Genomic DNA, 2,869 nt, shown 5'->3' on the forward strand with positions numbered 1-2,869 from the left:
GATATAGATTTTTTCGCATTACTAAAGTACTGCAATAAATTGCAGGGTTTTAAACCCGAATCTGAGACCAATAAAAAAATTACAATCTTTAAACGTTTTGATATCGATAAGAAATTATTTACCCGATAAGATTTAATATTGTTTTTAACTCTAATTTTATCGATAAAGTCAAAAAAACATCGCCAAAATGCATGTTATATTACTGATTTAGATATATTTGCAAAAAACAAAATCCATCGACACTAAATAATTCACTTTCTTTCACATTGTTCCAAAAAAATAAAAATACCATCAAGACCCCTTTTAAATTCATTTTCATGAAAGAAAAACTAGCTATTGTAATGCTATTGACTTTGTTTTCTATTCGTGCCTCCGCTCAAAGCGAAAAATTATATCAAACCGATAAAGTAAGCGATAAATATGCCTATGTTGATGTGATGAAAACCTACGAAAGGGTTGCAGCAAAAGGCTATAAATCTGTTGATTTATTTCAAAAACTAGGAAATTCCTGCTATGCTAAATGCAATCTGGATAAAGCAGCCAAATGGTACCGCGAACTTTTCGCCCTCACCACCGATTTAGAACCCGAATATTATTACCGCTATGCAGAATCGCTGCGATCGATTTCTCTATATCAGGAAGCCGACGCTCTTATTGAAAAATTAAAAACAAAAGTTCCGGTAAAAAAGAAAGCTTAATTCGCTAAAAAAACAACCACAATCTTGTCATTTCGACGTAAGGAGAAATCACAATCGAAACTCTACAAAGATTGGCGACTTACTTTGCGGAAATACTGATGTGATTTCCCCCCGCTAGCGCGAGCGTCCCGCTCGTGAACGTAAAGTTTTTCTTATATTAGCCCAAAACTACTATAATGAGCAGAAAATATAAGTTTAGAGAAAAAGTAGGAGCTTACTTTATAAGTTTTGCTACCGTTTATTGGATAGACGTATTTACTAGAGAGGAATATTTTGGAAATATCATTGAATCATTAGATTACTGCCGCAAACATAAAGCTATGGAAATATACGGTTATTGTATTATGCCGAGTCATATCCATTTGATTTTTAGATCTGGAGATGCAGATCCTTCAGGATTGATAAGAGATTTTAAAGGATTCACATCCAAAAAAATGCTGAGAACAATCGAAGAACACCCACAAGAGAGTAGAAAAGAATGGATGTTGTGGATGTTTGAGAGAGCTGGAAAGAAAAACAGCAATATCAAATTCAGACAGTTTTGGCAGCAAAACAATAATCCTATCGAAATCTGGTCATTAAAAGTCTTTGAGCAAAAGCTAAACTATATTCATCAAAATCCAGTTGAAGCAGGTTTTGTTACTAATCCTGTAGATTGGAAATACAGTTCTGCCAGAAATTATGGCGATAACGATCAAACTATTTTACTAATTGATATAAATTAATATTCTTTGTGTGCACGAGCGGGACGCTCGCGCTAGCGGGGGGCAAAGCTGAAAATTCTAACGCCAAAATCTCGCAAAGGCGCTAAGTCGCAAAGTTTTTACGCAATCTTGTCATTTCGACGTAAGGAGAAATCACACTCGAAACTCTACAAAGATTGGCGACTTTCTTTGCAGAAATATTGATGTGATTTCTCCTTACGTCGAAATGACAAACTTTATGAAATTTTACTCTTTGTGTGCACGAGCGGGACGCTCGCGCTAGCGGGGGATTTTCTTTGAGGAAATACTGGCGTGATTTGCTTCGGACGCTCGCGCTAGCAGGGGAGATGGTTGATAGGGATTCTTAGAGTTTGACTAATAAAATTAAAAAACAGTTCTTACAAGAACTGCTTTTTAATTTTACCTTTTTTTATCTATTCTATTTACCTAACAACCTTTTTTCTGCTTTACTATGATCGTAGTCCGGTGGAGTGTTCTTGAATTTTACAGCCTTTTGACCTGTAACTCTTGTTGATTGAAATTCTCTTAAAGATCTCAAATCAATATCTCCGCAAAGAATAACGTTATTAGTTCCTCCTTTTAATCTCAGAATATCTTTAATTTCGGTTCTTGAAGGTTTAGTAATTCTTGAATCACCAAAATCTGATGAATTTGCTTGAACAAAATAACAGTGAATATCCCTTGTAACAGTATCTACAATATTTGAAAAATAATTTATGTCACGATTGTATTCTGAAGCAAATAAAATATCAACCTCAGATCTAAATATTGTTCTATGAGTTATGTTGGCTAATTCATAACAGTTATAAATTGAAAAATGAATTTTATTCCAAATGAATTTATTGTACGTAGCCTCAGTTGGTTTTGGAACAACTTTCCCTTGATCTTTTATTGTTTTTTCCTCATGAGGAGAATAATGATTTTTTAAACGAAGCACTAAAACGGCATCTTTTATCCCTCCATTATTTAGAGGAAGTAAAGTTATTGTAAAATTGAAACAGATATCATTAATTGTAATATGCTCTAACCCCGCAATTAAAACCCTATCTTTTCTTCTTGATTCATCAGCCAAAAGAGGAAACCACCTATGCGGAACACTTAGCTCTGGTAAAATAAGAAAATCTGCTTTATTACGTTCAGCATCATTTAAGATATTTAAAAATTCTTTTCTTCTTGCTTTTGATGTATTTGGCGTATTTTTAAATGATTTCGCAATATTATCTTTTTCAACTAGAATGTTTGCTACTGCAATTTTCACATTTTCTTTAAGTAAATTACCCGAAACTTCCAAAAAATCATATAATACTTTTCCAGATCTATTATGTTCTTTCTTATTATTAAAGTAATTCCTTTTTAAAATATTTAATTTATTTATTTTTTCAGCTTCAGTTTTATAACGATGGGGATTTCTAAAATAATAATTAGCATTATAAAAACATTCAAAAG

General features: G+C 32.8%; 3 protein-coding genes. 2 read left to right on the forward strand and 1 reads right to left on the reverse strand.

Annotated features, from left to right (window positions below; translation table 11 throughout):
• Positions 1 to 317 precede the first annotated feature (317 nt).
• A complete protein-coding gene (locus JO950_RS21615) occupies positions 318 to 698 on the forward strand; it encodes a flagellar motor protein MotB (protein ID WP_202704492.1) in 381 nt (126 codons plus the stop codon).
• Positions 699 to 874: 176 nt separating this feature from the next.
• Complete coding sequence (locus JO950_RS21620; RefSeq protein WP_202704493.1) at positions 875 to 1,423, forward strand: transposase; 549 nt, start codon at positions 875 to 877, stop codon at positions 1,421 to 1,423.
• A 418-nt stretch (positions 1,424 to 1,841) separates the two neighbouring features.
• Here JO950_RS21620 and JO950_RS21625 read toward each other — a convergent pair.
• A partial coding sequence (locus JO950_RS21625) for a hypothetical protein (RefSeq protein WP_202704494.1) occupies positions 1,842 to 2,869 on the reverse strand: 1,028 nt, incomplete at its 5' end.

The organism is Flavobacterium sp. UGB4466 (assembly GCF_903469665.1).
In the GTDB taxonomy this organism is placed as follows: domain Bacteria; phylum Bacteroidota; class Bacteroidia; order Flavobacteriales; family Flavobacteriaceae; genus Flavobacterium; species Flavobacterium lipolyticum.

What these genes read in the sequence shown, in the direction of transcription:
- JO950_RS21615 (WP_202704492.1), top strand. Translation starts at nt 318, where the DNA reads ATGAAAGAAAAACTAGCTATTGTAATGCTATTGACTTTGTTTTCTATT.
- JO950_RS21620 (WP_202704493.1), top strand. Translation starts at nt 875, where the DNA reads ATGAGCAGAAAATATAAGTTTAGAGAAAAAGTAGGAGCTTACTTTATA.